This is a genomic window from Bifidobacterium apicola (assembly GCF_042846865.1).
In the GTDB taxonomy this organism is placed as follows: domain Bacteria; phylum Actinomycetota; class Actinomycetes; order Actinomycetales; family Bifidobacteriaceae; genus Bombiscardovia; species Bombiscardovia apicola.
Map to the genome: position 1 here is coordinate 791013 of NZ_BAAFQQ010000001.1, position 26645 is coordinate 817657.

At 61.2% G+C, this 26645-nt stretch carries 24 protein-coding genes and 1 pseudogene; 15 read left to right on the plus strand and 10 right to left on the minus strand.

Going from position 1 to position 26645, the window contains the following annotated elements; all coding sequences use genetic code 11:
- The first annotated feature begins 27 nt into the window (after positions 1-27).
- The 6 genes from rpmF (at position 28) to ACGG9J_RS03385 (ending at position 6564) form a co-directional block, all read left to right on the plus strand.
- On the plus strand, positions 28-222 hold the full coding sequence (gene rpmF / locus ACGG9J_RS03360; RefSeq protein ID WP_015021378.1) for a 50S ribosomal protein L32: 195 nt from the start codon (positions 28-30) through the stop codon (positions 220-222).
- Positions 223-364: 142 nt separating this feature from the next.
- On the plus strand, positions 365-1126 hold the full coding sequence (rnc, locus tag ACGG9J_RS03365) for a ribonuclease III (protein WP_390133612.1): 762 nt from the start codon (positions 365-367) through the stop codon (positions 1124-1126).
- A 217-nt stretch (positions 1127-1343) separates the two neighbouring features.
- Positions 1344-3284, plus strand: a complete 1941-nt coding sequence (locus ACGG9J_RS03370; RefSeq protein WP_390133614.1) for an acetolactate synthase large subunit — start codon at positions 1344-1346, stop codon at positions 3282-3284.
- Positions 3285-3298: 14 nt separating this feature from the next.
- Positions 3299-3853 carry an acetolactate synthase small subunit gene (gene ilvN, locus ACGG9J_RS03375; RefSeq protein ID WP_390133616.1) on the plus strand — a complete coding sequence of 185 codons (555 nt, stop codon included), beginning with the start codon at positions 3299-3301 and terminating at the stop codon, positions 3851-3853.
- A 30-nt stretch (positions 3854-3883) separates the two neighbouring features.
- On the plus strand, positions 3884-4543 hold the full coding sequence (locus tag ACGG9J_RS03380) for a sugar O-acetyltransferase (RefSeq protein WP_390133618.1): 660 nt from the start codon (positions 3884-3886) through the stop codon (positions 4541-4543).
- 56 nt (positions 4544-4599) lie between these two features.
- Positions 4600-6564, plus strand: a complete 1965-nt coding sequence (locus ACGG9J_RS03385) for an ATP-binding cassette domain-containing protein (RefSeq protein ID WP_390133620.1) — start codon at positions 4600-4602, stop codon at positions 6562-6564.
- Between the two features lie 2 nt (positions 6565-6566).
- Here ACGG9J_RS03385 and ACGG9J_RS03390 read toward each other — a convergent pair whose 3' ends face one another.
- Complete coding sequence (locus tag ACGG9J_RS03390; protein WP_390133622.1) at positions 6567-7292, minus strand: type 1 glutamine amidotransferase; 726 nt, start codon at positions 7290-7292, stop codon at positions 6567-6569.
- Positions 7293-7382: 90 nt separating this feature from the next.
- Here ACGG9J_RS03390 and cysS point away from each other — a divergent pair, with 90 nt between their 5' ends.
- Entirely contained in the window at positions 7383-8960 is a 1578-nt protein-coding gene (gene cysS, locus ACGG9J_RS03395) for a cysteine--tRNA ligase (protein WP_390133625.1), read from the plus strand.
- Between the two features lie 4 nt (positions 8961-8964).
- Complete coding sequence (locus ACGG9J_RS03400) at positions 8965-9975, plus strand: LacI family DNA-binding transcriptional regulator (protein WP_390133627.1); 1011 nt, start codon at positions 8965-8967, stop codon at positions 9973-9975.
- A gap of 23 nt (positions 9976-9998) precedes the next feature.
- Here ACGG9J_RS03400 and ACGG9J_RS03405 read toward each other — a convergent pair whose 3' ends face one another.
- The 4 genes from ACGG9J_RS03405 to ACGG9J_RS03420 form a co-directional block, all read right to left on the minus strand.
- Positions 9999-11123, minus strand: coding sequence for a glycoside hydrolase family 172 protein (locus ACGG9J_RS03405; RefSeq protein ID WP_390135299.1), 1125 nt, complete (start codon positions 11121-11123; stop codon positions 9999-10001).
- Positions 11124-11222: 99 nt separating this feature from the next.
- Positions 11223-12104 (minus strand): carbohydrate ABC transporter permease, encoded by an 882-nt coding sequence (locus tag ACGG9J_RS03410; RefSeq protein WP_029677718.1) that lies wholly within the window; start codon positions 12102-12104, stop codon positions 11223-11225.
- A 20-nt stretch (positions 12105-12124) separates the two neighbouring features.
- Positions 12125-13060 (minus strand): carbohydrate ABC transporter permease, encoded by a 936-nt coding sequence (locus ACGG9J_RS03415; protein ID WP_390133629.1) that lies wholly within the window; start codon positions 13058-13060, stop codon positions 12125-12127.
- Between the two features lie 31 nt (positions 13061-13091).
- Positions 13092-14402: an ABC transporter substrate-binding protein gene (locus ACGG9J_RS03420; protein ID WP_390133632.1), complete on the minus strand. Its 1311-nt coding sequence runs from the start codon at positions 14400-14402 to the stop codon at positions 13092-13094.
- 320 nt (positions 14403-14722) lie between these two features.
- On the opposite strand from ACGG9J_RS03420, the gene ffh reads away from it, so the two are divergent.
- From ffh to rimM, 5 genes are all read left to right on the plus strand, one after another.
- A complete protein-coding gene (gene ffh / locus ACGG9J_RS03425) occupies positions 14723-16339 on the plus strand; it encodes a signal recognition particle protein (protein WP_390133634.1) in 1617 nt (538 codons plus the stop codon).
- 32 nt (positions 16340-16371) lie between these two features.
- Entirely contained in the window at positions 16372-17334 is a 963-nt protein-coding gene (locus ACGG9J_RS03430; protein WP_390133637.1) for an endonuclease/exonuclease/phosphatase family protein, read from the plus strand.
- A 170-nt stretch (positions 17335-17504) separates the two neighbouring features.
- Entirely contained in the window at positions 17505-17963 is a 459-nt protein-coding gene (gene rpsP, locus ACGG9J_RS03435) for a 30S ribosomal protein S16 (RefSeq protein WP_110451664.1), read from the plus strand.
- A gap of 35 nt (positions 17964-17998) precedes the next feature.
- Positions 17999-18232: an RNA-binding protein gene (locus ACGG9J_RS03440; protein ID WP_015021362.1), complete on the plus strand. Its 234-nt coding sequence runs from the start codon at positions 17999-18001 to the stop codon at positions 18230-18232.
- A complete protein-coding gene (gene rimM / locus ACGG9J_RS03445; RefSeq protein ID WP_390133640.1) occupies positions 18229-18834 on the plus strand; it encodes a ribosome maturation factor RimM in 606 nt (201 codons plus the stop codon). Before ACGG9J_RS03440 ends, rimM begins: the two co-directional genes overlap by 4 nt.
- Before the next feature lie 119 nt (positions 18835-18953).
- Here rimM and ACGG9J_RS03450 read toward each other — a convergent pair whose 3' ends face one another.
- From ACGG9J_RS03450 to ACGG9J_RS03460, 3 genes are read right to left on the minus strand one after another with little or no spacing between them, the layout of a single operon-like run.
- A complete protein-coding gene (locus ACGG9J_RS03450) occupies positions 18954-19658 on the minus strand; it encodes a LutC/YkgG family protein (protein WP_390133642.1) in 705 nt (234 codons plus the stop codon).
- Positions 19655-21160 carry a LutB/LldF family L-lactate oxidation iron-sulfur protein gene (locus ACGG9J_RS03455; RefSeq protein WP_390133644.1) on the minus strand — a complete coding sequence of 502 codons (1506 nt, stop codon included), beginning with the start codon at positions 21158-21160 and terminating at the stop codon, positions 19655-19657. The genes ACGG9J_RS03450 and ACGG9J_RS03455 overlap by 4 nt, the downstream gene beginning before the upstream one ends.
- Entirely contained in the window at positions 21157-21975 is an 819-nt protein-coding gene (locus tag ACGG9J_RS03460; RefSeq protein ID WP_390133646.1) for a (Fe-S)-binding protein, read from the minus strand. Before ACGG9J_RS03460 ends, ACGG9J_RS03455 begins: the two co-directional genes overlap by 4 nt.
- Positions 21976-22333: 358 nt before the next feature.
- Between ACGG9J_RS03460 and ACGG9J_RS03465 the strand changes: the two genes are divergently transcribed.
- Positions 22334-23350: a YdcF family protein gene (locus ACGG9J_RS03465; protein ID WP_390133648.1), complete on the plus strand. Its 1017-nt coding sequence runs from the start codon at positions 22334-22336 to the stop codon at positions 23348-23350.
- A gap of 30 nt (positions 23351-23380) precedes the next feature.
- Here ACGG9J_RS03465 and ACGG9J_RS03470 read toward each other — a convergent pair whose 3' ends face one another.
- Positions 23381-24784, minus strand: a complete 1404-nt coding sequence (locus ACGG9J_RS03470; RefSeq protein WP_390133650.1) for an MFS transporter — start codon at positions 24782-24784, stop codon at positions 23381-23383.
- A gap of 278 nt (positions 24785-25062) precedes the next feature.
- Between ACGG9J_RS03470 and trmD the strand changes: the two genes are divergently transcribed.
- Positions 25063-26007, plus strand: coding sequence for a tRNA (guanosine(37)-N1)-methyltransferase TrmD (trmD, locus tag ACGG9J_RS03475; RefSeq protein ID WP_390133651.1), 945 nt, complete (start codon positions 25063-25065; stop codon positions 26005-26007).
- Positions 26008-26030: 23 nt separating this feature from the next.
- Here trmD and rsmD read toward each other — a convergent pair.
- A pseudogene (gene rsmD, locus ACGG9J_RS03480) lies at positions 26031-26636 on the minus strand (16S rRNA (guanine(966)-N(2))-methyltransferase RsmD); the annotation flags it as partial.
- Positions 26637-26645 lie beyond the last annotated feature (9 nt).

Below are 26645 nucleotides of genomic sequence, written 5' to 3' on the forward strand. Positions count from 1 at the left end.
AAATATTCGATCGAAACAGAGGACGATATGGCACTGCCAAAGTACAAGACCTCGCGCGCCAACACCCATTCCCGGCGCGCCAACTGGAAGACCCAGGCCGCCGCTACGGTGACCTGCCCCAATTGCGGAGCTCCTGCGCTGCCGCATATGGCATGCCCCAGCTGCGGCATGTATCGTGGGCGCGTCTACCGTGACGCGATTCGTTCGCAGTTCAGCAAGTGAGCCGATCGGCGATCAGCACGCAATGAGAGAACCCCGGCCATCGACGGGTGGCAGGGGTTTTTCCATATCATCGGGCGGAAAGACCGAGAAAGCGAGTGGGGCCATGCAGACAAGTCACTCCAGGAAGGACCGCAAAAGCTATATGCAGCAGGACGAACAGGGGCAGTTGGACCCCGACAACCAGGCGGCCGAGGAGCTCTTCCAAGCCCTGGGCGGCAGGATCAGCCCGGAGCTGCTGGTGCACGCCCTGACTCATCGCTCTTTCGCCCATGAGCACCCGGGGATGCCCAACAACGAACGGTTGGAGTTTCTGGGCGATGCTGTTCTGGAACTGGTGGCCACCGAGACCCTATACAAGGTTCATCCCGACATGACCGAGGGCCAGCTGGCCAAGATGCGGGCTAAGGCAGTCTCCGAGGAGGCCCTGTCGGCCATCGCCAGAGAGAAACTGCGCCTGGGGCAGTATATTCTTCTGGGCCGGGGAGAGAGCGAAAACGGCGGAGCCGACAAGGACTCCATACTCTGTGACACCGTCGAATCCCTGATCGGCTCGGTCTTTCTGGAACATGGCATCGAGGGTGCCCGGACCACCGTCCACACCCTTCTTGACGACACCCTGGCCGAGGTCGCCACCGAGGGGCCGGCGCTGGATTGGAAGACTTCGATCACCGTCAAGGCCCACCAGCTGGATTTGGGCGAGCCCCGGTACAGCATGGCGGTATCTGGGCCGGAATATGCCCAGGTCTTCACCGCAGAGCTGCGCCTGCAGGACGGCGGGACCGTGATCGGCAAGGGACGGGCCAGCAGCAAGCGAAAAGCCCAGCTGGCTGCTGCAGCCCAGGGGTGGAAGCAACTGGACGACCAAGATCTGCTTGCGACCCTGCACGCCGAACAATCCTCCTGAGGCCCTGGCTGGAATTCCGGCATACGGTACTGCGGCAGCACCCCGACCAGACCCTTGTTTAGACTATGGGCATAACCCGGGGGCCTGCCGTCACGAACGGCTCAAACGCCTCCTCCTGATCGGGATTCGTCCGCCTACCCCGCCGACGCACCCACAGGTTCGTATTTCGACATGCACGGCCGCAGGTCGGCGCGCAGTCTGGAGGTCGAGAGGAAACATGAGTCTGCCGACACCTCTGCAAGCGTTCAGCTCGGTACCCAAGAACTGGGACCATGACGACAAGGATGTCCCTGCCCAGGGCGAACCCATGACGGGAGCCCAGGCACTGATTCGGTCCCTGGAGGATCTTGGGGTCACCCAGGTCTTCGGTGTTCCGGGAGGCGCCATTCTGCCCACCTACGATGCCATCGACGAGCAGGTGCGCTTCAACTTCACATTAGCCCGCCACGAGCAGGCCGCTGGCCACGCAGCCGAGGGCTACGCTGTCTCCACGGGCAAGGTCGGAGTCTGCCTGGTGACCTCAGGACCCGGGGCGACCAACATGGTCACCCCCATAGCCGATGCCATGATGGACTCGGTTCCCCTAGTAGTAGTGACCGGACAGGTGGGCGTGGACTCCATCGGCACTGACGCCTTCCAGGAGGCCGACATCGTGGGCATCACCTACCCAGTGGCCAAACACTCCTATCTGGTGACCAAAGCCCAGGACATCCCCCGGGTCATGACCGAGGCCTACCACATCGCCAGCTCGGGAAGGCCCGGCCCAGTGGTGGTGGACCTGAGCAAGACAGCCCAGAACGGCAAAATGCTCTACTCCTGGCCACAAGAGATGATTCTGCCCGGCTATAACCCGGTGACACGGGCACACGGGCACGTCCTGGACGATGCCGCCCGGCTCCTGGTCCAGTCTCACAGGCCCGTCCTCTATGTGGGCGGCGGCGCAGTACGGTCGGACGCCCGTCGACAGGTCCAGGAACTGGTTCGAGCTACCGGCGCCCCCATGGTCACCACCCTGCCAGCACGGGGCATCGTGCCTGACTCCGATCCAGCTGTTCTGGGAATGCCCGGCATGCACGGCACGGTAGCCGCCAACGGAGCCATCCAGCACTCCGACCTACTGGTGGCCGTCGGCACTCGCTTCGACGACAGGGTGACAGGCAGCCTGGAGGACTTCGCCCCGGTGGCCAGAGTCATACACATCGACATCGATCCGGCTGAGATCGGCAAGAACCGACAGGCGGACGTGCCCATCGTCGGTGACGTGGGCCAGGTGCTGGACGATCTGATCCCAGCGCTCAAGGCGGCCCAGCGCACCTGGGGCAAGCCCGACCTCAAGCCCTGGTGGCGGCTGATCGACGGCTGGCGGCACGACTACCCCACCACCTTCGAACCCAGCCCGGACGGCACCCTGGCCCCCCAGTGGGTCATCCAGACCCTGAGCAACAAGGCCGATCCCAACACGATCTGGGTATCCGGCGTAGGTCAGCACCAGATGTGGGCCAGCCAGTTCATCGACTTCGAACGCACCCGCTCCTGGGTCTCCTCCTGCGGCTTAGGAACCATGGGTTACGGTCTGCCTGCCGCAATAGGCACTGCCATCGGCACCAGGGAAGAGGAGGATCCGCGGTCCGTCTGGCTGATCGACGGGGACGGCTCCTTCCAGATGACCTCCGAGGAGCTGGCCACGGCCAGGCAGGCAGGACTGCCCATCCGCATCGCCATACTCAACAACTCGGTCTACGGCATGGTCCGTCAATGGCAGACCCTCTTCTATGGCAGCCACTACTCCCAGACCAACCTGGATGACGGCGGCGCAAAGCCCGCAGACGGCAACGGCATCCCTGACTTCGTCAAGCTGGCCGAGGCCTATGGCTGCCTGGGGCTGCGGGCCTTCACCCAAGAGCAGGCTTTGGAGTCCATCGACCGGGCCAACGCGGTGACCGACCGACCAGTCCTAATTGACTTCCGCGTCTGGAAGGATGCCATGGTCTGGCCCATGGTCCCGGCTGGCGCCTCCAACGACACCATCATCTACAAGCCAGGCGTGCAGCCCCTGGCCGGCATCCGTCCGGAGCAGGAGCAGGCCGAGCCGCATGAGCAGACCGGAGCCGACCGGGCAGCCCAGGCCAGCGACGCCGCCGGTCGCATGAACAAGTAGGAAAGGGGCACCACATGGCCAATTATCCAGCATCCAAGCCCGGTTCCGAACGGCACACCCTTTCCGTCCTGGTCGAGAACCGCCCCGGCGTCCTGGCCAGGGTGGCCGGCCTGTTCGCCCGGCGCGCCTTCAATATCAACTCCCTGTCCGTCTCATCCACCGAGCGAAACGACATCTCCCGGATTACGGTCACAGCAGACGTCGAGGCCGTCCCCCTGGAGCAGATCATCAAACAGCTCAACAAGCTGCTGCATGTGCTCAAAATCGTTGAGCTCAAGGGCGACGAGGCCGTGGAACGCGAGCTGGTCATGATCAAGGTCAAGGCCAACGAACGCAACCGCTCCGATGTGCTGGAGATCGTCAAACTCTTCCGCGTGCGCGTGGTCGACGTACACCCCGAGTCCCTGACCATCGAAGCCACCGGGGCCGAGGGCAAGCTGGAAGCTCTGCTGCGGCTGTTGCGGCCCTTCGGCATCATCGAGCTTGTCCGTTCGGGCGCCGTGGCCGTCACTCGGGGACCCCGGGCCCTGAGCGAGAAGGTACTGGGTTCCCAGATTACCGGGCGCTGACTCATCTTGAAAACCTGGAAGGCGGTGCCCATGACTGACGATGTGACGGCAGGAATGAGCCAAACCGGCCGAATCGAATGGGAGCGGATGGTATCCGGTCAGGTCTATCAGGACACCCATCCCGACATCGATCGTCAAAGGGACCGGGCCGAGAACCTCTTCCGGGAGTACAACAGGACCAGCTCTGGGCAGAAGCAGGAACGGCGACGGATCCTGGAAGACCTGCTGGGCCAGGTGGGGCAGGATGTCGTCATCAATCCGGACTTCAGATGCGAAGTCGGTTGCAACATACGGATCGGCAGTCAGACGCTGATCAATTACGGGGCCGTAATGCTGGACAACGCTCCGATTACCATAGGCAGGAACGTGTGGATAGGCCCGGGCGCTGAGCTCTTCTGCACCAACCATGCCCTGGACTATGAGGAGCGGAAGGCTGGCGCCTGCCAGGCCGGACCCATCGAGATCTGCCAGGGCGCCTGGCTGGGCGGTCACGTAGTCGTCCTGGGAGGAGTGCGGATTGGCCGTGGAGCCGTCATCGGAGCAGGATCCGTTGTCACCCGTGACATACCCGATCAGGTAGTTGCGGTCGGTAACCCCTGCACTGTCCTGCGGCCTATCACCGATGCAGACAGAACGGGTTACCTGGACAGAATCCGTCAGCGGGACCAGGAGACCGGCCAGGACCAATAAGCACCTGAAAAGCCCGCAGCTCATTCCATCCAAGGCTGGCGGTAGATTGGGGAATCATGCCCATCTATGATCTCGGTCTGGAACACGTCGCTCTATCCTTCGCTACCAAAACCATCTTTACGGATGTGACACAGGGCATCTTCGAAGGTGACCGGATCGGCATCGTGGGTCGAAACGGCGACGGCAAGTCCACCCTGCTGCACCTGCTGAAAGGCACCCAGGAGCCCGATCAGGGACGGGTGACCATGCGCAATGGACTCACATTCGGCATGCTGGACCAGCGTGATCCTCTGAAGGACGAGGACACAGTCCGCAAGGCGGCCTTGGAGAATCGACAAGACTACGAATGGGCTGCCGACCCCAGATCCCGCGAGATCGTCGAGTCCCTTCTGGGCGGCATGGAGCTGGAGGCCAAGGTGGGCACCCTGTCAGGCGGTCAGCGCCGAAGGGCAGACCTGGCACGGCTGCTGCTTCAGGATTGGGACATCCTGGCCCTGGATGAGCCGACCAATCATTTGGATCTGCTCACCATCCACTGGCTGGCCGAGCACCTGAAGAACCGCTGGGCCAAGAATTCCGGGGCCCTCCTGCTGGTCACCCACGACCGCTGGTTCCTGGACGAGGTCTGCACCTCCATGTGGGAGGTGCATGATGGAACCATCGACCCCTTCGAGGGCGGCTACAGCGCTTACATGCTCCAACGGGTGGAGCGCGAGCGCCAGGCGGATCTGGCCGAGACCAAGCGCCGCAACCTGGCCCGCAAGGAACTGGCTTGGCTGACCCGAGGCGCCCGGGCACGCTCGACCAAGCAGAAGTTCCATGTCAAGGCCGCACAGGAGCTGATTGCCGACGTGCCACCCATGCGCAACAGTCTGGAACTCAAGCGGATGGCCACATCACGCTTGGGCAAACAGGTGGTGGACCTGGTCGACGTGACCAAGATCTATCCAGGAGCCGGCTCTGATGCCACCGGAAGCAAGGACGACCGGGTCCCCTCCCCTCATGCCGAGCGTCCTCTGATGGGCTCGGTGACCGTGGCCGCCGACCCCGATAGGGAGGATGAAGACGTCCAGGACCGCCCAGGCACAGCGGCGGCCGACACCATCACCATCAGCGGGCACAAAGTCCTGGACGACGTGACCTGGCTGATCGGACCCGGCGACCGATTCGGCATCGTAGGCGCCAACGGAGCGGGCAAGTCAACCCTTTTGGGTCTGATCGACGGCAATGTGGCCCCCACGGCTGGACACGTCAAGGTGGGCAAGACGGTCCGCTTCGCAGTGCTGACCCAGCGTCTGGATGAACTGGAGAAACTCGGTCGTTATCGAATCAAGGAGGTTCTCAGCCGCTACAAGCCCACCTATCTGGTGGAGGGCAGGGAGGTGTCACCGGGCCAGCTGATGGAGCGGCTGGGCTTCGAAAGCTCCCAGCTGATGACCAGGATCAGCGACCTGTCTGGCGGCCAAAAGCGCCGCATGCAGCTCCTGCTCATCCTGCTGGACGAGCCCAATGTGCTGATCATGGATGAGCCAGGCAACGATCTGGACACCGACATGCTGGCCGTCATGGAGGACATGCTCGACTCATGGCCAGGCACCTTGATCGTAGTCTCCCATGATCGCTACCTGCTGGAAAGGGTGACCGACCAGCAGTTCGCGCTGATCAACGGCAAGGTGGTTCATCTGCCAGGCGGCGTCCAAGACTACCTGGATATGGTCGAATCGACCGACCGGAAGGATGCGGATGCGTCAGGCCGTGCATCAGCCAAAGAGGCCGAGGATCCCAATCAGGCCAAGGCCGAACGTGTTGCCAAACGGAATCTGAGCAAGCAGGCATCAGCCATCGAACGCAAGCTGGCCAAGCTGGCCGACCAGCGAAAGGATCTTGAACGGCAGATGGCTGAGCATGACCCCGGCGACTACCAGGGTCTCAACGAACTCAACAGCAAGCTCAAGGATCTGACCGGGCAGTCGGACCAGCTTGAGGAGAAGTGGCTGACCATCGGGGAGGAGCTGGAGTAACCTCAGGCGGCAGCCAGCTGGGCGGCCTGGGTCGAGCATCGGGCCGCAAAGGCAGAGAAGATTGCATCGGCCAGAGGCTGCATCTGCGGCATCCCCTCCATGAATTCGTTGCGCATCCGAACGATCTTGGACTTCTTCATTGTGCCGACCATGCTCGGCACCTGCATCCATTCCTCGAAGATGGGCGCCGTCACCTCCAGGTGGAACTGGAGGCCCAGTGCCGATCCAAGTCTAAAAGCCTGGACCTTGGTGGCTCGGGAGCGTGCCAGAAGCTTAGCCTCCGGCGGCAGGGTCACCTGGTCGGCATGCCAGTGCAGCACGTCTGTGTTCTTGCTCCACATGGCCACGTCGTCGTCCTGCCCCACCCAGCGGATGGGCCCCATGCCGTACTCAGGATTCTGATCCCGTATCAGAGTGCCTCCGAGGGCCCGCGCCAGAATCTGATGGCCCAGGCAGATCCCCAGAATGGGTTTGTTGGAAGCCATCGCCGCCTTGGCGAGCTTGGTCTCCGCCTTGAGTCCGGGGTGATGTGAGTAGTCGTCAGCCGACATAGGACCGCCCATGATGACCAGTCCTGCAAGCTCTCGTGAGCGAGGCAACATGGGATTCTTCTCATCCACGATATTGATGATTTCGGTGTCCAGTCCGCATTCCTGGAGGTTGTCAAGAATACGGCCCGGCTTCTCCCAATCCACATGCTGAACTACCAGCACCCTAGGTTTCGCCATGACTCCATTCTTGCACATATGCCGTCGGACGGGTCCGCAGGCTCAGCATTTCCCCTTGGACAGTCAACAAGCCTTGGTAGGCTCAAGGATATGAATACGAGTTCGCAACCGCAGGATTCCAAGGCTTTGGTCAGTCTGGCCGCGGCAGATCTGCGTCTGTATGACACGGCTGATCACCAGGTGACCCCCTTCAGGCCTATCGAACCAGGCAAGGTCGGCATCTACGTTTGCGGGGCCACGGTGCAGAGCTCGCCTCACATCGGCCACATCAGGACCACCCTGGCTTTCGACGTGATCCGACGCTGGCTGCTCAGGCTGGGATACCAGGTGACCCTGATCAGGAACGTGACTGACATCGACGACAAGATCCTGACCAAGGCGGCAGCCGACGGCCAGCGCTGGTGGGAGCGTGCCTACATCTACGAGCGCGAATTCACCCATGCCTACGAGACCATGGGGGTCCTGCCGCCCACTTACGAGCCTCGAGCCACCGGGCACATCCCCGAGATGATCGACCTGATACAGCGCATCATCGACCGCGGCCACGCCTATGTGGTGCCCGACGAGCAGGGCCGCCCATCAGGCAATGTATACTTCGACGTGGCCTCCTGGCCTGAGTATGGTGCCCTGACCCACCAGCAGACCGGCACCCAGCCCGCTGACGAACTGGCCGCCTCCAACGACCGGCTGGGACCCAGCATCGACACCGACGGGCAGAATACCGACGCCGATGAGGAGCCCGGCAAGCGCGACCCCCGCGATTTCGCGCTTTGGAAGGCACCGAAGCCTACCGATCCGGCCACGGCTCGCTGGCAAACCCCCTTCGGCACGGGCAGGCCTGGTTGGCATCTGGAGTGCTCAGCCATGAGCCACCGTTATTTGGGTGCGGAGTTCGACATCCACGGAGGCGGTCTTGACCTTCGATTCCCTCATCACGAGAACGAGATGGCCCAATCGCACGCGGCAGGCTGGGGGTTCGCCCATCGATGGATGCACACGGCCTGGGTGACCCAGAAGGGCGAGAAGATGAGCAAGTCCTTGGGCAACGGGCTGTCCGTGGACCAGGTGCTCTCACAGCATCCGGCCTGGGTGGTGCGCTACGCCCTGGTCTCGGTGCAGTACCGGTCCATGCTGGAATGGTCCGATCAGTCTCTGCAGGAGGCCGAAGGCGCATACGAGCGCATCAGCAACTTCGTGGACCGGGCTGGACGAATCCTGGGAGCACAGCCCGAGCGTGCTCAGGTAACGGGACTGGGTGCGGACGATCTGCCAGAGGATTTTGTGCAGGCCATGAATGACGACATCAACGTCTCAGGCGGTCTGGCTGCCCTTTACGTGCTGATTCGTCAAGCCAACGCGGCTATGGATGCGGCCCCGGATGCTCTGGATCGGAAGTGGTTGGCCAGTGCCCTTCTCCAGGTCAGAGCCATGCTGGATGTCTTCGGACTTGATCCCATCGATCCCCACTGGGCAGGAGCCGCAGCCGACCGTGACGATCGAGCCATGGACACCCTGGACGCCTTGGTACACCAGCAGTTGCAGGAACGTGATCAAGCACGAAAAGATCACGACTTCGCCCGTGCTGATGCCATTCGGGACCAGTTGGCAGCGGCCGGCGTGGCCGTGGCCGATGCACCAACTGGCAGCACCTGGGACCTGAGCCGCTGAACCCATGTCCGACATACGCGACGTCGCCAGAAGGGCCGGGGTCTCGGTCAGCACAGTATCTTATGCCTTCTCCGGCAAACGTCCCGTCTCCCCGGAAACCTACCAGCGGATCATGCAAGCCGCCGACGAACTGGACTACGCCGCGGATGCCGGCGCCCGGATGCTGCGGGCCAAGCGTAATCAGATCGTCGCCCTGAGCGCCCCTCTTCGCCCCGGGCAGAACCGGGTCTCCTACGCGGATTACTTCATCGAGATGGCCAGCTGTGAACATGCTCGTGGCTACGACTCCCTGCTGCTGACCGCTGAGAACGGCGTCGAAGATATTCGGCGGGTCACCCGTAGCAATCTCGCTGACGGGGTGGTCCTGATGGATCTGGTGGACGATGACATCCGTGCCGCCCAGGCCGCCTCATACGGACGCCCCTGCGTGGCCCTGGGGTTACCTCGGCAGCACACAGCCTGCGCATGCGTGGATCTGGACTTCGACCTGATGGGCCGCATGGCAGTGGAAATCATGGCCCGAGCCGGACGTAAACGCCTGCTCTTTCTTGAGGATCTCGAGGGCGAATACCGGCGCAGGTCCGGCTTCCGTCTTATCCTGCTACGCAGTCTCAAGACCTGGGCTCGCCGCCTAAGCATGGATCTGCAGCTTCAGCCGGGACCTACCGGCAGCGATCTGGCCTACACCCAGCAGGTGCTGGATGTCATCCATCACGGCCACATTGATGGCCTGATTGGCCAGATCCGCCCCTCGCTGCTGGACACCGTGGTGATCCGCATGCGCTCGGACGGCGTGAGCATTCCCGATGACGTGGCCGTCCTGTCCTGCGCTGCAGGCAAGGTCAGCCCCACTCTTGAGCTTCAAGGAATCTCTGAGATTCCCCTTACACCCCGTTCACTGTGTGCCAAGGCTGCGGAGTTGCTGACCCAGGCTGTGGAGGAGGGAGCCCCCCTGGCAGGTCGAGTCCAACTGGAGCGACCAAGGCTGATCGACCGCTCTTCCATCAGCCGATAGAAGCTGGAGGCCCCCAGAGTCGCTCAGCGGGGCCGACGATCCCGCTCTCCAGTCTCCAGCACATGTTGCGGGAAGGGCTGGTGGGGCTCCTGCTGGTACCAGTAGGCCACGCTGGCCAGGTCGTCCTGACGCTCGAAGTAGCCCTGCTCGTCCACGCCTATCTGCTGCAGGGTCACTTTGATATCGCTGGCGAAAATAATGGGGTCGGGGATGTGCCAGCGGTAGAACCCCCTGGTCACCGGGGTGTCGGCATCCCAGTACTGGGATTCGCGGTTGTCCAACTGCCTGGAGTGGAAGGGAAATCCCATGTAGGCCCCGCTGTAGGTGACCTCGTGCATGCGACCATCCGCGTCCTGCCCGGCAAAGCTCCAGGCGCCGCCGAAGTAGTCCTCGCTGCCTGTGGAGCACCAGGTGGGATAGTCCTTGTCTCCGTCCAGATAGACCTTGACCTCGCCCTCGCCCCACCAGCGGCTTTCCAGGGCAGTCAGAGCCAGATAGGTGCCCACGTAGGAGCCCCGGCCATGCACCCCGTCCAGGATCACGTAGTCCTGACCCAGTTCGGTGACCCGCTGACGGCGCCACTGGGCATGGAAGGTCATGACATCCTCGGGCAACTCGTCCTTTTCCACGTAGTCGATCTGGTAGAAAAAGGCCTCGATAGGCTCGTTGTGGCGGTTGCGCAGGACGATCCTGGCCCCGTCATGGAAGGGCATAGGCCAGTAGCAGTTGAAGCCGCGGCGTGGGTAGACGGCCACAGGCACGGACTCCACCCGGCAGGCCTGGGCGTGGCCACAGCAGAAGAAGTCGCCCAAAGGCACGCAGACGGAGGGCGTCTGTTCACCATCCCAGTAACATTCCAGAATTAGATTGCGCAGGACGTTGGGCCCGGTAGGCGAGGTGGCATCGGTCACAGTCATCCAGATATGACGGATCTCGCCCGCACCGGACAGGTCGGCCAGGACCATGTCCTGCCCGGGAGGAATATTCCTCAGGCAGGGGGTTCCTTTTCTGGATGGACCGAGATTGCTGGCCGTCATGGCTGCCCTGCCCTTGCCTCCCCGGGGATTCTCGGCGTTGATGCAGCGGGTGCGGTCAGCGGATGGGCGGGTCAGCGCCTCAAGGCCGTTGGTGATGTTCGGCATGGTCATGCCCATGGTTGTGGTTGCCTTTCATATTCGGGCCGCCCGCTCCCCTCCTCTGCCTTCTTGCAACGGGCGGCCATGTTCAGTGTACTTGTGCAGCGGCGATTACTTGACAGCGCCAGCCACTATTCCCTGCGAGAGCTTCCTCTGGAAGAAGATGAAGAAGATGATGGTGGGAATGATGCTGAGCAGGGAGGCAGAGGCCAGGTCGGTAGCAGCCATGGTGTGCTGCCCCTGCATGGTCGCCAAGGCCAGCGGAATGGTCTGCGTCTTCTCGCTCATCAGGAAGGCCATGGGGATCATGTACTCGTTCCAGGTCCAGATGAAGAAGAAGACGAAGAGGACGCTGATGGTCGACCAGGACACCGGCAGCACGATCTTGCGCAGAATCTGCCAGCGCGAGGCCCCGTCAACGGTGGCCGCCTCCAGGATGGCCTGGGGGAAGGTCCCGTAGACCGAGGAGAGAAGATAGGTGCCGTAGGCGCTCTGGATGATGGTGAAGATGATGATGATGGACCACTGGGAGTTATAGAAGCCCATCCACTTGAACATTACGTAGAGCGGGTAGAGCAGGGCCTCCTGGGGAACCATGTTGGCCAGCATGATAAACAGGAGTATAACCGTGTTGCCCTTGACTCTGCCGATGCCCAAGGCGAAGGAGTTGAGGACCGAAAGCAGAACCCCGACCACGGCCACCACCAGGGAGATCAGCAGAGAGTTGCCCAGCTTGAGCGGGAAATTGCTCTTGTTCCAGAAGGAGATGATGCCGTCCATGCTGAAGTGGGCGGGCACGGACAGGGGGCCCGTGGCGTTGTAGTCAGCCGTGGTCTTGAAGGCGTTCAGGACCAGGATCAGCAGGGGGAAGAGCATGATTACAGCTCCGGCGATCAGCAGGATCAGACCAGCCCAGTCCCCCCAGGTGCGGATTCTACGGGCGTGCCGGGAGGACACCCGGGCGTCAGCTTGCAGTGTGGCTTGATTATTCATGATGTGCTTCCTAGCCTTCCTCAGGCGATGCTCTTTTGCACGCGCTTCTGCACGATGGTAAAGACGATGGAGAAGACGACGATGACCACGGTCAGGGATGTCGAGATGGCGGCGCCGTAACCCACCTGCTGCACCTGGAAGAACTGGTTGTAGGAGTAGTAGGAGGGAACCATGGTGGAGGTGCCGGGCCCGCCCTTGGTCAGCAGATAGACCGGGGCGAAGGTCTTCAGGGCACCGATGGTGGAGGTGAGGATGACGACCAGCAGCTCGGGAATGATGGAGGGCAGGGTGATGACACGGAACTTCTGCCACCAGTTGGCCCCATCCAGGCTGGCCGCCTCGTAGAGCTCGGGATCCACCCGCTGCAGTCCGGACATGAAAATGACGATGGGATAACCCAGCTGGATCCAGATCAGGATGACCATGAGGATGGGCAGGGCCGTGGTGGTCGAGCCCAGCCAGTTGTGGGCCAGTCCGCCCAAGCCGATCTTGGTCAGCAGGTCATTGACCGCACCGTCTTCAGGCCTGAAGATCCAGCCCATGATGATAGTTGCCACGGCCACAGGCAGGACCTGGGGCAGGTAGTAGAGGGCCCGCAGGGTCGAGGAGGTGTGGGGGCCGAACTTCTTCTGGATCACGTCGGTCAGGGCCGAGGAGATCAGCAGACCCAGAACCGTGGGGATAATGACGATGGCCACGATGATCCAGAGGGTGTGCCCGAATGAGACCCAGAAGGTCGAGTCGCCCATGAGTCGTCGCCAGTTGCGCAGACCCACCCATTTGGTCGGCCCCACCCCCCTCCAGCGGGTGAAGCTCAGGTAGATGTTCCAGAAGATGGGCACGATGACGATGGCCACGATGCCTATCAGACCGGGAATCAGATAAGGAACGAACCGCGAGGGCGCACTGCCCGGGATGCGGGACTGCGCCTTCTTCCTGCTATGTGTGTCAGACATGCTTGTACTCTCCTTGGCGGATTGACGCAGCTCAGTCGTCATCGAGATCGAGCTGGGCGACGCCGTCGTCGTAGTTCTTATGCAGGGTGTCCAAAACCTGGTCGGGGCTCTTGGTGCCGTTGACCAGCTCTTGGAAGGCGGCCGGCATGGCGTCGGTCAGGTTGGGCGCAGGGTAGTCGGGATAGTAGCTCATCCGGCTGGCGTCCGAGGCTTTGGTGTATTCATTGACCAGATCACGGCTCTTGGGGTTGGTAATAGCCGCCGTGTCAGCCGCCACTGGCACGCCGCCCTTGTTGCCGATGTAGTTCTGAACCTCCTTGGACAGGACCACATTGATATAGCGGGCCGCGGCATCCTTGCGCCGTGACTTCTGCGGGATGACCAGCAGGTTGCCCGCGCAGCCCTCGACCATCTTGGCCCCCGGGAAGATGGATGCCGTCCAGTCGAAAGCCTTGACCTGCTCCATGAAGCGGGTCTGGTTCCAGGTGCCGGTCTGGTAGATGGGATAGGTCCCCTTGATGAATGCCGTGGTCGTGTCCTCGGCCTTCATGCCGGTGGCGTTCTTGGAGATATATCCCTTGTCGATCCAGTCACGGATGGTGTTGGTGGCGAAGGTCAGCGGCTTGCTGCGCCAGTTGACCGGATGCTTGTAGAGCTGCCAGTCGTCGACGAATTGGGCATCGGCTTTGGTCATGGCCAGCTGCCACCAGAGCCAGAGCACCCCATATTCCTGGGCATCGGCCGCTATGGGCGTGACGCCGTGGCTCTTGAAGGCCTTGAGGGCTGCCACGAACTGGTCAAAGGTTTGCGGGATGGGGATCTTGTACTTGGCAAACAGGTCCTTGTTGTAGTAGACGCGCTGCATCTCCGCATAGGAGGAAACCCCGTACCAGGTATCCCCGTCCATGACGCCGCGCTTGTCGTACTTGCCCACTGCTGCTGCCTGGCCGCGCACCTTCTTGTCCCAGCCGTACTTCTGCACATAGGGCTTCAGGTCGGTCAGCAGCTGAAGAGTGGACAGGACCCCGGCCGAGCCGTTGCCGCGATTGGACTCCATGACGTCCGGAGCATCGTTTGAGTTGAGGAACTGGCTGCCATTCTGGGCTATCTGGGTAAAGGACTTGACTTCGAAGTCCACCTTGATGCCAGTCTGCCGGGTAAAGATATCTGCAGCCTTCAGCCAGCCCCTGGCCTGACCGCTGCTGGGCTCCTCGTAGTACCAGATTTTGATGCTGGACGGATGGGCTTCCTGGGGAGCATCGCCCCCCGATCCGCAGGCCGCCAGCGGCAGGATCGACATGGCCAGGGCCAAGGCCGCTCCGATCCCTCTTCTGATCTTCATGATGGCTCCTAACACTTTCTTGCATCCTTGCATCCAGTTACCACGATTCAGCATGTCGAAAGGTTTCGACTTCGGGTGTATTGCAGGACTCTGACCATCTCCATCGATGCATCCGAAATGTCGAATCGTTTCGACTCAGTATAGAAGCTCGCAGAGGCTGATGTCAAGAAGACGCAACGTACACCGGTATCCGCTTGATAAAGCTTCTTCGATCCTTTGCGCTGTCCTCGTCGCAATCAACGCATCCATGCTCAGCCATCATTTCATTCCAGAAGCGGCCAGCGGCCATTCTCCCGGCTGACAGGTAGACTTGGGACATTATGGCAGCATTTTCATCTTTGACCGATCGCCTCTCCCAGGCCTTCACCCATCTGCGCTCCAAGGGGAAGCTGACCGAGGCCGACATCGACGGCACAATCCGCGAGATCCGGCGCGCCCTCCTGGATGCTGATGTCTCCCTGGATGTGGTGCGCTCCTTCACCGGACGCATCAGAGAACGCGCCCTGGGCGAAGAGGTCTCCAAGGCTCTTAACCCGGCCCAGCAGGTGGTCTCCATCGTCTACGAAGAACTGACCGACATCCTGGGCGCGGGAGTGGATCGGCCGCTCAATTTCGCCAAGACCCCGCCTACAGTCATCATGCTAGCCGGCCTGCAGGGCGCAGGAAAGACCACGCTGGCAGGCAAGCTCGGCTACTGGCTCAAGGATGCCGGTCACACCCCTCTGCTGGTGGCGGCGGATCTGCAAAGGCCCAACGCTGTCACCCAGCTCCAGGTAGTCGGCGAACGCGCAGAAGTACCGGTATACGCCCCTGAACCAGGCGTACAGACCAGCGGCTCCGAGCTGGCGGCCCCAGGACAGGTCACGGGCGATCCGGTCAAGGTGGCCGCCGACTCGATCAGAGTGGCCAAGGACAAACTCTACGATGTGGTCATTATTGATACAGCCGGTCGGCTGGGCGTGGACCAGGAGTTGATGGAGCAGGCCCGCAATATTCGCGATGCCGTCCACCCCGATGAGATTCTTTTCGTCATCGATGCCATGATCGGCCAGGATGCGGTCGCTACAGCCAAGGCCTTCGACCAGGGCGTGGACTTCACCGGCGTGGTCCTGTCCAAGCTGGACGGCGATGCTCGTGGCGGCGCGGCCCTGTCGGTAGCCTCGGTGACCGGCAAGCCCATCCTCTTCGATTCCAACGGAGAGGGCCTCAAGGACTTCGAGGTCTTCCACCCTGACCGCATGGCCTCCCGCATTCTGGATATGGGCGACATCCTGACGCTGATCGAGCAGGCCCAACGCCAGTTCGACGAGGAGGAGGCCCGTAAGGCCGCCGGGAAGATGTCCGAGGGCAGCTTCGGCCTGGACGACTTTCTGGAGCAGCTCCAGCAGGTCCGCAAACTGGGCTCCTTCAAGAGCATCCTGGGCATGATTCCAGGCATGGCCCAACATCGCAAGGAGCTTGAACAGTTCGATGAAAAGGAGGTGGATCGGACCCAGGCCATCATCCAGTCCATGACTCCTCAGGAACGACGCGACCCCAGCATCATCGACGGCTCACGGCGGGCCCGGATCGCCTATGGCGCTGGAACTACGGTCTCGGCCGTCAACGGTCTGCTGCAGCGGTTCGAGCAAGCCGCCAAGATGATGAAGCGAATGACCAATGGCAGCCGCTCGATCCCAGGCATGGGAGGCATGGGCGCTGGCGGCGGCAAGAAGGGCAAAAAAGGCAAGAAAGGCCGCAAGGGTTCCCGTTCAGGCAATCCCATGAAGCGGGAGGCCGAAGAGAAGGCCCTGCGCGAGCGCCTGTCAGGCAAGGTCAAATCCTCCGGAGGCTCGGCCTTCGCCAAGCGCCCCGAGACTCCGCAGATGCCTGAGGGCCTGCCGGACCTGCCCCCTAATTTGGGCGGCGGATTGGGCGGTCTCTTCGGCGGCCGCTAGGGCCCCTCCTCTCCTGCAGGAGATAATGGCACGTGAACACCTTTCTCTGGATTCTCTTGGGGCTCATCGCCTTGTGGATGGCCCTGCGCTTCCTGCCGGCTGGGGCTGATTGGCATCGCCCACTGGTTGAGCTGATCGCTCTGATCGATCTACTGGCTGTTCCCCTGTTGGCCATATTGATATTGACGGTTCTTATGCATGCCTGGCTCCAAGGCCTGCTGGCGCTTGTAGAGCTTACTCTGGTCAGCTGCCACCGCCTGCGCTACCTGCTGCCTCAAGCAGACCGGACCAGCCAGTCGTCCACCGATCATGGGCTGAGCGTCATGACTCTGAACTGCCGCTTCGGCCGAGCCGATCCTGAAGAGGTCGTACGTTGGGTGCGCTCCTATGAAGTGGAAGTGCTGGCCCTGCAGGAAGTGAAGGGAAATCTGCTGGAATCGCTTCAGACCGCAGGCATACATCAGCTCCTGCCCTACCTGACGCAGGGAACTGCAGGCCCCGATGACAACGGCGGCCGCAATGTCATCCTCTCGGCGGCCCGACCCACGATTGCTTATCCCTCAGCCCTGGACCTGCCAGCGGCGGCCGTGCCTCTGGTCGAGCTGAAGACCAGCTGCGGACCGGTCCGAGTGGCCAGCGTTCACCCCAAATCGCCCCAACGCGGCGCCAGACAGTGGGGCATGGGCATTGCCGCCTTGGCCAAACTGGCCCATCCGTCCACCCCGACCATCGTCATGGGCGACTGCAACGCCACAATGCAACACCCGACCTTCCGCGCCATGCTGGCGCAATCAGGACTGCGCGATGCCTCCCTATATCTGAAAGCTGGCAGTCACCCAACCTTTCCCTCGGGAAGGCTGCTGCCCCCGTTGATTGAAATCGACCACATCCTGACAGACGGTGATCTGACCGCAGAATCCATGAATGCTCATCGGATCAGCGGCAGCGACCACCGAGCCCTGATAGCCCAACTGACCCTGCCTGGCCAGCTCTGAATACGAAATAGGCTCATACCTGCCTTATCCCCTAGGTGAGGTATACTTTTGCTGTTATTCATGTCCGAAGGAGCCCTCTCATTCCGACGGCCGTGAGGAACACGCCAGGAGCGCCACCATGCCCCACATGGAGACGCCGCCGGGCACACCAAGTACCAAGGAGAGCCGTTTTGGCAACCAGAATTCGTCTGAAGAGAATGGGCAAGAAGTTCTACCCCTTCTACCGCGTGGTCGTGGTCGATTCCCGCAAGAAGCGCGATGGCAAGGTCATTGAGGAGATCGGCACCTACGATCCCAACACTCAGCCCTCTTCAATCAAGATCGACTCCGAGCGCGCCCAGTACTGGCTGGGCGTAGGCGCTCAGCCCAGCGACCCCGTCTTCAACCTTCTGAAGATTACCGGCGACTGGCAGAAGTTCAAGGATCTGCCCGGCAAGGAAGGCACCCTTAAGGTGCCGCAGGCCGAGGCGGATGCCCAGGCCCGCATCGAGCAGGCACAGAACGAAGCCCAGAAGCTCAAGGCCGCCAAGTCCGAGGCTGAGGCCAAGGCTAAGGCCGAGGCGGAGAAGGAAGCCCCCAAGGCCGATGAGTCGGCAGATGCCGCCCAGGCCGAGCAGGCAGCTGAGTAGGGCACATTTACTGAGGATTGGAAGGACCGGCTATCATGCTTGCACAGGCCGTTGAGCACCTGATCAGGAACATCGTGGACTTCCCCGATGACGTGTCGGTCAAGTCCCACGAGAACTCTCGCGGAGAGCTGCTGCGGGTGCGGGTCAACCCCGAGGATATTGGCCGCGTGATCGGCAGGGGCGGCAGGACCGCCAACGCTATCCGTACCGTGATCCAAGCGCTGGCTGACCACAAGGTGCGCGTCGACATCATGGACGTGCGCCGGTGAGCCCAAGCTGGTCCACCAATCACGACCCACAGGGTCCAGACCCTCAGCAGCAAAGGCTGTTGAGGGTCTGCCGTATCGGCCGCGCCCAGGGACTCAAGGGCGAGGTCAACGTATATGCCTACACTGACGAGCCCGAGCGGCGCTTCGCCCCCGGCTCTCAGTTGCAGACCAATGACGGACAGACTTTCACGGTGGTCTCCTCCCGCCGCTTCAAACAGCGCTGGATCATCCTCTTCCAAGGAGTGGCTGACAGGAACGCCGCCGAAGCACTGAACGGCCTTGAACTGTACGTCCAGGCTGATCCAGCCGAGGAGCTGGCGCAGGAGGATGCCTGGTACCCCGAGGACCTGATCGGACTCAAGGTTCGCATGGCCCCGGGCAACTCACTGGGTGAGCCTGCCGGACGAGTGGTCGGCCAAGTCAGCGATGTGCTGGACGGCGTCGCCCAGCAGCAGCTGCAGATCCGCATGACTACCGAAGAAAGCGACGATGATGCGGAAGGGCTGATACCCTTCGTCGAAGCCCTGGTGCCCCAGGTTGACATTGAAAATGGGTACGTGACCATTGATCCACCCGGAGGACTTTTGCCCGGCCTGGGCTGAACCCGTCTTTGAGTAAAGTCATAGAGCAAAACCGCAAGTGGGGAGCCAGCGTCCTTTTTCGAGCCGCTGACTCCCCACTTGCGGGAAATACGCCTGCCTAAGCAGGAAATGCTGCAAAGCTACATATCTTCAACCACCAGATATGTCATATCCAGCGGGCCATGCACGCCAACCACGATCACCATCTCAATGTCTCCCGTGTTGGAGGGGCCAGTGATGAAGTTGATGTTGGAGGTCTTGAGCTCGCCTGAGACCAAGGCTGGATCATAGTAGTCCATGGCCTGCCGGGTTCGGGGCAGAATTTTGGACTTGCGGATGATGCTCAGATAGTGCACAGGCAGGAAGTGGAAGGCACGACCCTGACCCGGGGTGGTGGCTACAGCAATGGTGCCCGACTCGGCCAGCAGAAAGTCTGCGAATGCGATGGCCGTCCCGGACTCGTCGGCGGTCTTGATGTTCTCCTCGCGGCTGGCTCCGGGCTTCCAGAAAGTGGCCGGCGGGTTCAGCCCATCCCTCCACTCCTCCAGGCCGAAATCTGCAAAGAGGTCGGAGGTGGGCAGCATCACATGGTCGCTGTCGTCCTTGCGCGAATCAATGAACTCATCCAGGGCGGCGGGCAGACCAGCCTTGGTGCAAGTGCGGAAGTCCACATGGACTGCCTCACTGCTTTTCCGGGCGATCTCCAGCAGCTCATCCTGGGTGTGGCCCGACAGAGTGGTCTCCGGCAGGTCGTTGACCGGCACCAGAGGATGATCCTTGAGTTGGTGGCGAGGCCGGCCGCTCTTTTTGGCCAGATAGTCCAGGAATACCTCACGATCGGTCATGCCTGCTGCTCCTTCTTGTGATGAGCGAACCAACTGCGGAAGTTCTGCCCATGCTTGGGCGGATCGGGCAGATCACGAACCTTGGTCCAACCGCCGAAGACGAAGGGCATCCATTCCACATGCCGATCACTGGCGAAGAGGTTCTTGGCTGTCTCCGGCTGCTTCTTGGAAATGGGCGTCAGCATGGTGTGATCCAGACCCAGGGCCGTGCGGAACAAGGAGGAGTGACCGGTTCCCAGGCCCATGACCCTCATGACCGTGTCATCAATCAGGTTGGCCTTGGACTGGTCATCCATCATGATCCGCCTGTGCTCGATCATGAGCTGATGCAGGGGGATCTTCACTGGGCAGGTGGCCGTGCATGCTGCACACAGGCTGCAGGCGTATGGCAGGTCTCCGAAATCGTCATAGCCTCCGTCCAGCACCGGCGAGAGCACCGAGCCTACAGGACCGGGATAGATGGATCCGTAGCCGTGACCACCTATGTGCCGGTATATGGGGCAGACGTTCAGGCAGGAGGCGCAGCGGATGCATTGGAGAATGGGTTCGAAGACCGTTCCCAGGGCGTTTGAGCGGCCGTTGTCCAGAATGACCACATAGACATCGTCTGGCCCGTCCGACTCCTGGCCGGTGCGCGGCGCAGTGTAGGTCAGGTAGGAGGTCAGCTTCTGGCCAACAGCTGACCGGGCCAGCATGTTGTCCATGGTCTCGGCCTCCTTCATGGTCGGCACCAGACGCTCCATGCCCATGACCACCACCTGGGTCTTGGGGATGCACATGGCCAGATCGGCGTTGCCCTCGTTGGTCACCAGGTTGATCATGCCCGTGTCAGCCACAGCGAAGTTGCAGCCCGTGATGCCCATGTCGGCCTCAAGGAAATGCTTGCGCAGAACCTTGCGCGAGAACCGGGCCATGTGCTGAGGGTCGTTGTCGCCCTTGTAACCCAGCTTCTTCTCGAAAACCTGACGAACCTGTTCGCGGTTCTTGTGCAGTGCAGGGAAGACCAGATGCGTGGGCTGATCCCAGTCGTCCTCCTCCAGGATGAACTCGGCCAGATCGGTCTCCAGCACCTCCAGGCCGGGCACGGACATCAGCGTGGGATCCAGGTTGATCTCGCTGGTCACCATGGACTTGCTCTTGACGACGTGCTTGGCCTTCTTCTCGATGGCGATCTGCTTGATGTATTGGGCAGCCTCGTCGTCGGTCTGAGCGAAGAAAACATGGCCGCCGCGCTTCTCCACGTTGTCGGCGAACTCCTCCAGGTAGTCAGGCAGGTAGCGGATGACGTGCTGCCGAATCTGCTCGCCCAAGTCGCGCCATTGTTCCCAGTTGCCCAGTTCCTGGCGGGCGGCCTCCCGCTTGACCCACTGGGCATCCTGGGCTTTGGCCACGGCCTGTTGGGCGAATTGGTCCTGCTCGGACTCTTTGACCCTGGTCAGGAAGGGAGCCTTGCTGGTCCGCAGATACTGCGCAGCCTTCTTGCCATTGACCATGCTGCTCATACCAGAGCCCCCTCTTCCTTGGCGGCTCTGATGGAGCCCGCAGCCCCATCGCCAGCAGAGCGGCCTTCCACATACTTGACGCGGCTCATATCCACCTTGTGATTGAGCACCTCAGCCAGGTGCATGATGGTGATCTTCTCGCCGCGCCGGTTGAAGCGGCCGCCGATGTTCATCAGACAGCCCGGATCGCAGGAGATGAGAACGCTGGCATTGGTGCTGAGCACGTCGTTCACCTTCTCATCCACCATCTGCCTGGAAATCTCAGGCTCCTTCATGGAGAACATGCCGCCGAACCCGCAGCAGTTTTCGATATGAGGCAGGGGGACCATGGTCAGGCCCTTGACGTGGTCCAGCAGGATGAAGGGGCTAGTCCGCTCCCCCAGCAGCCGGGTCATGTGGCAGGAGCGATGGTAGGTGGCCACAGCGTCCAGTTCGGCGCCCGCATCCAGCACGCCCAGCACTCGGTAAAGGAATTGCGAGAACTCATAGGTCTTGTCAGCCATGGCCTGTGCCTTGGCTGCATAAACGGGGTCGGCCCGCAAATGGAAGGGCAGCTCCTTGAGCATATTCACGCAGGAGCCCGCCGGGCCCACGATGTAGTCGGCATCCACGCTCAGCAGGGCATCGACCTCGTTGCGCATGACCTGCATGCTCTCCTTGACGTACCCGCTGTTGAAAGTAGGCTGAGCGCAACAGATCTGCTCCTTGGGAAGATAAGTGTCACAGCCGAACCGCTCCAGCACCTCCACCATGGCCTTCCCCACGTTCGGAAACATGAGGTCCACCACGCATGTGGAGAATATCACTACTTTCATTACCACACCTCTCTACAACCTTGTATGCCAGGTATGGACCGTCTCCGGATCACAGGGGAGCCCAAGATCACCTGAACCCCTGGTCCTCCAAGCACATCGCTGCCCTGCGACTGTCCACGTCCATGCGGACACCGATGCGCAATCCTGAAAGGACCCGTCATTATCATGGTATCGACCTGGAATTCGCGCTGTCGGGAATCGTCCATGCTTAGCTTTGGAACACGTGAAATTTACCATATGTATGTTACCACTACAGTCTGGGAGCCTGCGGCATGTCAAGGATGTGAGGCTGCTAGCCGATTCGCTACAGTGGAGGCAGACCCTGCGCGGTCATTCTCGTGAAAGGGGCAATCGGCGCATGTCCAACCACCTGCAACTTCTCCTGCTCTATGCACCTGCCATCATCTTCGGCCTGCTCTTCCTCTGGGACCTGCACAAGGAGCCACGGCAGTTCCGCAACGCCATCTGGTTTCTGCTTCTGCTGCTGACCCTGGGCGGAGCGCTTCTTCTGCAGTTCGGCATGCGCTGGCTGATCCTGCCCCTGGTCATCCTGCTCATCGCCGCTCCCCTGCTGGTGATCTGCTTCCTGCTGACCAATACGGTCATCGTCATCCGACACGAGGGGGCCTCCCTGACCACCCTGCTGCCTGGACTGCTGGCGTTGGCCGTGGTGGTCTACATGATTCTTTCGCCCCTCCTGGATGGGCTGGGCGCCCCCTCTTGGCTGCAGAAGCTGGCCGGGCTGATCGATCTGGAAGCCACCTGGTTCTTCTTCTCCTTCGTGGCCCTGCTGCTCTATTCCAACTTCTACAGGCTGCTGCCCCGCAAGCGCCGCTACGACTACATCATCGTCCACGGGGCAGGTCTGCGCGGCGAAGAGCCCACACCTCTGCTCCAGGGACGGCTTGACAAGGCTGTAGACCTCTGGAAGCGGCAGGGGAGGCTGGGACGCTTCGTGGTCTCCGGCGGGCAAGGCCCCGATGAGGTCATCAGCGAGGCAAGAGCCATGGCTCAGTATTTGCGCAACTCATGTGGGGTGCCAGCCGAGGCCATCATCATGGAAGACAGGTCGACCACAACTCTGGAGAATCTGCGCTACTCCAAGCAGATCCTGGATGACCGCTACCAGATGGGCACCGGGCCTGAGCATTACCGGGTGGCCCTGGTCACCAGCGACTACCACGTCTTCCGGGCCAGCGAATACGCCAGCAAGGTCGGGCTCAATGCCGACGGAATCGGTTCGCACACCAAGGGCTACTACTGGCCGACCGCCTTCATCCGGGAGTTCGTGGCCATCACCCGCATGCACTTGTGGCCCTACCTGGTCTTTGCGATAGGCTGGGCCGTCTGGGTCGGCATTTCAGTTCTGCATTAAAACCATTAGCCTTTCAGAAGGAATCAGAGGTCATGCAACCTGAACCCCATTCCCATCCTGACTGGCCAGGCTGCGCTCCAGGAACCATGCCGCCAGGAGGATGCCCAGGACGATGAGAAAGACGAAGGCGAAAGCCCAGACGGCTCCGAATTGGAAGGCCTGAGCTTCGGCATGGATTCCTCTGGCCTTGGGCATGCCAGTGATGATGGCAGCCAGGACGCCAGTCGAGGCAGCACCTGAATACTGCTGAAGGGTGTTGAAGAGGGCGTTGCCGTCGGGCACCAGTTTCGCCGGAATATGCTGCAGTCCGACCGTGAGCAGGTTGTTGAAGACACAAGCCTGCCCGACCATGTAGCAGGCGTAGAGAAGAACCATCAGCGGAACGGACAAGTGCCGGCTGAGGACCAGGAAGCCTAAGGCCGAGAGAAAGAAGCCAGTGCTTCCCACCGCGAGCAGTCCGCGCAGGCCATGGCCATCCAGATAGCCGCCTGTGACGGGCTGGAAGAGCGCAGAGAGCAGGCTCCCCGGCAGCAGAAGCATGCCAGCCACGGTGGAGGTCTCGCCCAGGACGGACTGGGCCATGTTGGGCAGGATGAATGTCAGGCCGATCTGAACGAACTGGACCAGGAAGTAGAGGATCAGGGCCAGAGTGAAGGTACGGTTCCGGAAGACCGCGATGTTGATCAGCCTGGTGCGTTGGTGCGTAAGAGTCCAAATCCCCGCAGCAAGGGCTAGAACACCGATGAACAGGGATAGCCAGGTGATAGGGCCATGGACATCCAGGGTGCTCAGCCCCATGGTCAGACCGGTCAGGAAAATACCCAGAAGAAGGAATTGGAGCCAGGCGAAGGGGCCGACATGGGCGCTCTCCCTGTCAACTGAGATAAGGGCGATAATCCCGAATACCAGCTCTATGGGCAGCACGATCAGAAAGATGGCTCGCCAAGATAAGGCTTGGATAACGGCTCCGCCAAAGGTTGGACCCAGGGAGGGCGCCAAAGCTACCGCCATGCCGGCGCTGCCCACGTAGCGACCCTGAACGTGAAGAGGGACCTTCCTCATAATCAGGGAGAACACTAGGGGAAGAACGATACCAGTACTGATGCCCTGCAGGAGGCGTCCCGCCATAAGGACAGGAAAGCGTGGAGCGAGGATGCACATCAGATCGCTGCCCAGGAATATTCCAACGCTGGCCAGGATCAATGTGCGAGTCGTGAATGAATGCTCCAGCCAGGCAGCAGCCAGAACCGTCAAGGCCACCACCAGCAGATAGCCGGTGGTCAGCCATTGGACCGTGCCCAGCCCTGTGTTGAAGTATCGGGTCATCTCCGGAAAGGTGACGTTGAGCGAGGTCTCTAGAAGGACCCCACAGAAGGCGAGCCCGGCAGTGCCGGTAATCAGCAGTTTTGTTCTCTTGTCAACATGGTCGACCATGGACCGTCCGCTCCTAACGCATCAGACTGTTCGCATAGCCATCACCACGGATCCGTACGGCATGGCATCATCCGATGCCACTCTCATTGCTGTTTACGCAACGGTTATAGCTCTCTGGCTGCGTTGATGACATCTCTCAAGCCGATACCGGTTCGATGGCCGAGCGCCATATCGTGCCGTTTTCATCCGCGACTTGAAGACTCAGCTAGTGTAACACCCACAGGCATACCGATCCACGACCATGTTCGACCTAGACAGGCTTAGGTAGAGTTGGTGACATGCAAATCGATATCGTCTCCGTCTTCCCCGAATATTTTGACGTGACTGGACTCAGCCTGCTAGGCAAGGCCCAGGAGAAAGGCCTGGTGACCATCCGCGCCCACAATCTGCGCGACTGGACCCATGACGTGCATCACTCCGTTGACGATACGCCGGTAGGCGGCGGGGCAGGCATGGTGATGAAACCCGAAGTCTGGGGCCAGTGCCTGGATGAACTGCTGGACATGCCAGACGGATCGGCTCAGCAACAACCGCACACGGACCAGACAGCCGGCACCGCTGATGTTAGAGAACAAACAATGAAGAGTTCTGGCGACAAAAGCGATGGCATAGCATCCGAGGCAGATTCATCTGCAGACAGCCACGAGGCTGGCGTGACCGAACCAGTCCTGATCTTCCCCAACCCATCCGCGCCCCTGTTCACCCAGGCCGATGCGACCAGACTGTCACAGGCGAAGAGGCTGGTATTCGGCTGCGGCCGCTACGAGGGCTACGACGCACGCATCCCCGATTACTACCGAAGCAAAGGGGTCGATGTCCGAGAGTACTCCATCGGCGACTACGTGCTCAATGGGGGCGAGGTGGCTGTCTCGGTCATGCTGGAGGCGATCACCCGACTCCTGCCCGGATTCATGGGCAATCCCGAATCCATCGTGCAAGAGTCCTACACAGGAGATGAGCCGCTGCTGGAATATCGCCAGTACACACGCCCCACCACCTGGCGAGGCATGGCCGTGCCCGAGATGCTGACCAGTGGCGACCACGGAAAGGTGGACAGATTCCGACGCGATGAGGCCATCAGGCGAACCAGTCGGATCCGTCCCGACCTGATTGCCCGATTGGACTGCTCAACCCTCGATAAGCATGACCGCCGTCTCTTGGAGGAACTGGGCTGGGACACAGATGAAACGCATCCGAGGCCTCTAGACCAGCCATCAAATTGATCAGCCGTCCTGTTGCAGGGATATCAGCGAGCCGTCAGATAGTAGACTGCTGTCTCCCCGTAAGTGCGGGCCTGATCAATGGCCCATCCTTCAGGAGCCGCAGGCGGCGGTGTGCGTGTCGATCGCTCCAGAACGATCATGCCTCCATCGTCCACCATTCCTTGGCCAATCAGACCGGTCATAATGCTTTGGCAGTCCGCAGTCGACAGGTCATAAGGCGGGTCCATGAAGACCAGGTCGAAGCAGGCTTCGGACAGACCGGCATCCTCATGACCAGACGAGAGGGGACGGACAAAGCGCTCGGCACGGTTTCTGCTGACGCGAATGTCCATGGCTGAATCCCAGGCCGGGTGATGGCGCAGCCCTGCGGCCGAACGTGACAGCAGCCCAGCGACACGGCCAGAAGACTCCACAGCCACCAAGCTCTGGGCACCACGGGATAGGGCTTCGAATCCCAAGGCCCCTGTGCCGGCGAACAGGTCCAAGACCCGAGCGCCGGACAACAGGTCTTCGGACTCCAAATGGGAGAAAATGGCCTCCTTGGTCCGATCGGTGGTGGGCCGGGTGCCCTTGAGGGCTGCGGGAATAGGGAATCCCTTGAAGCGGCCGGCGATGATGTGCATATGGTCTGTTGTCCT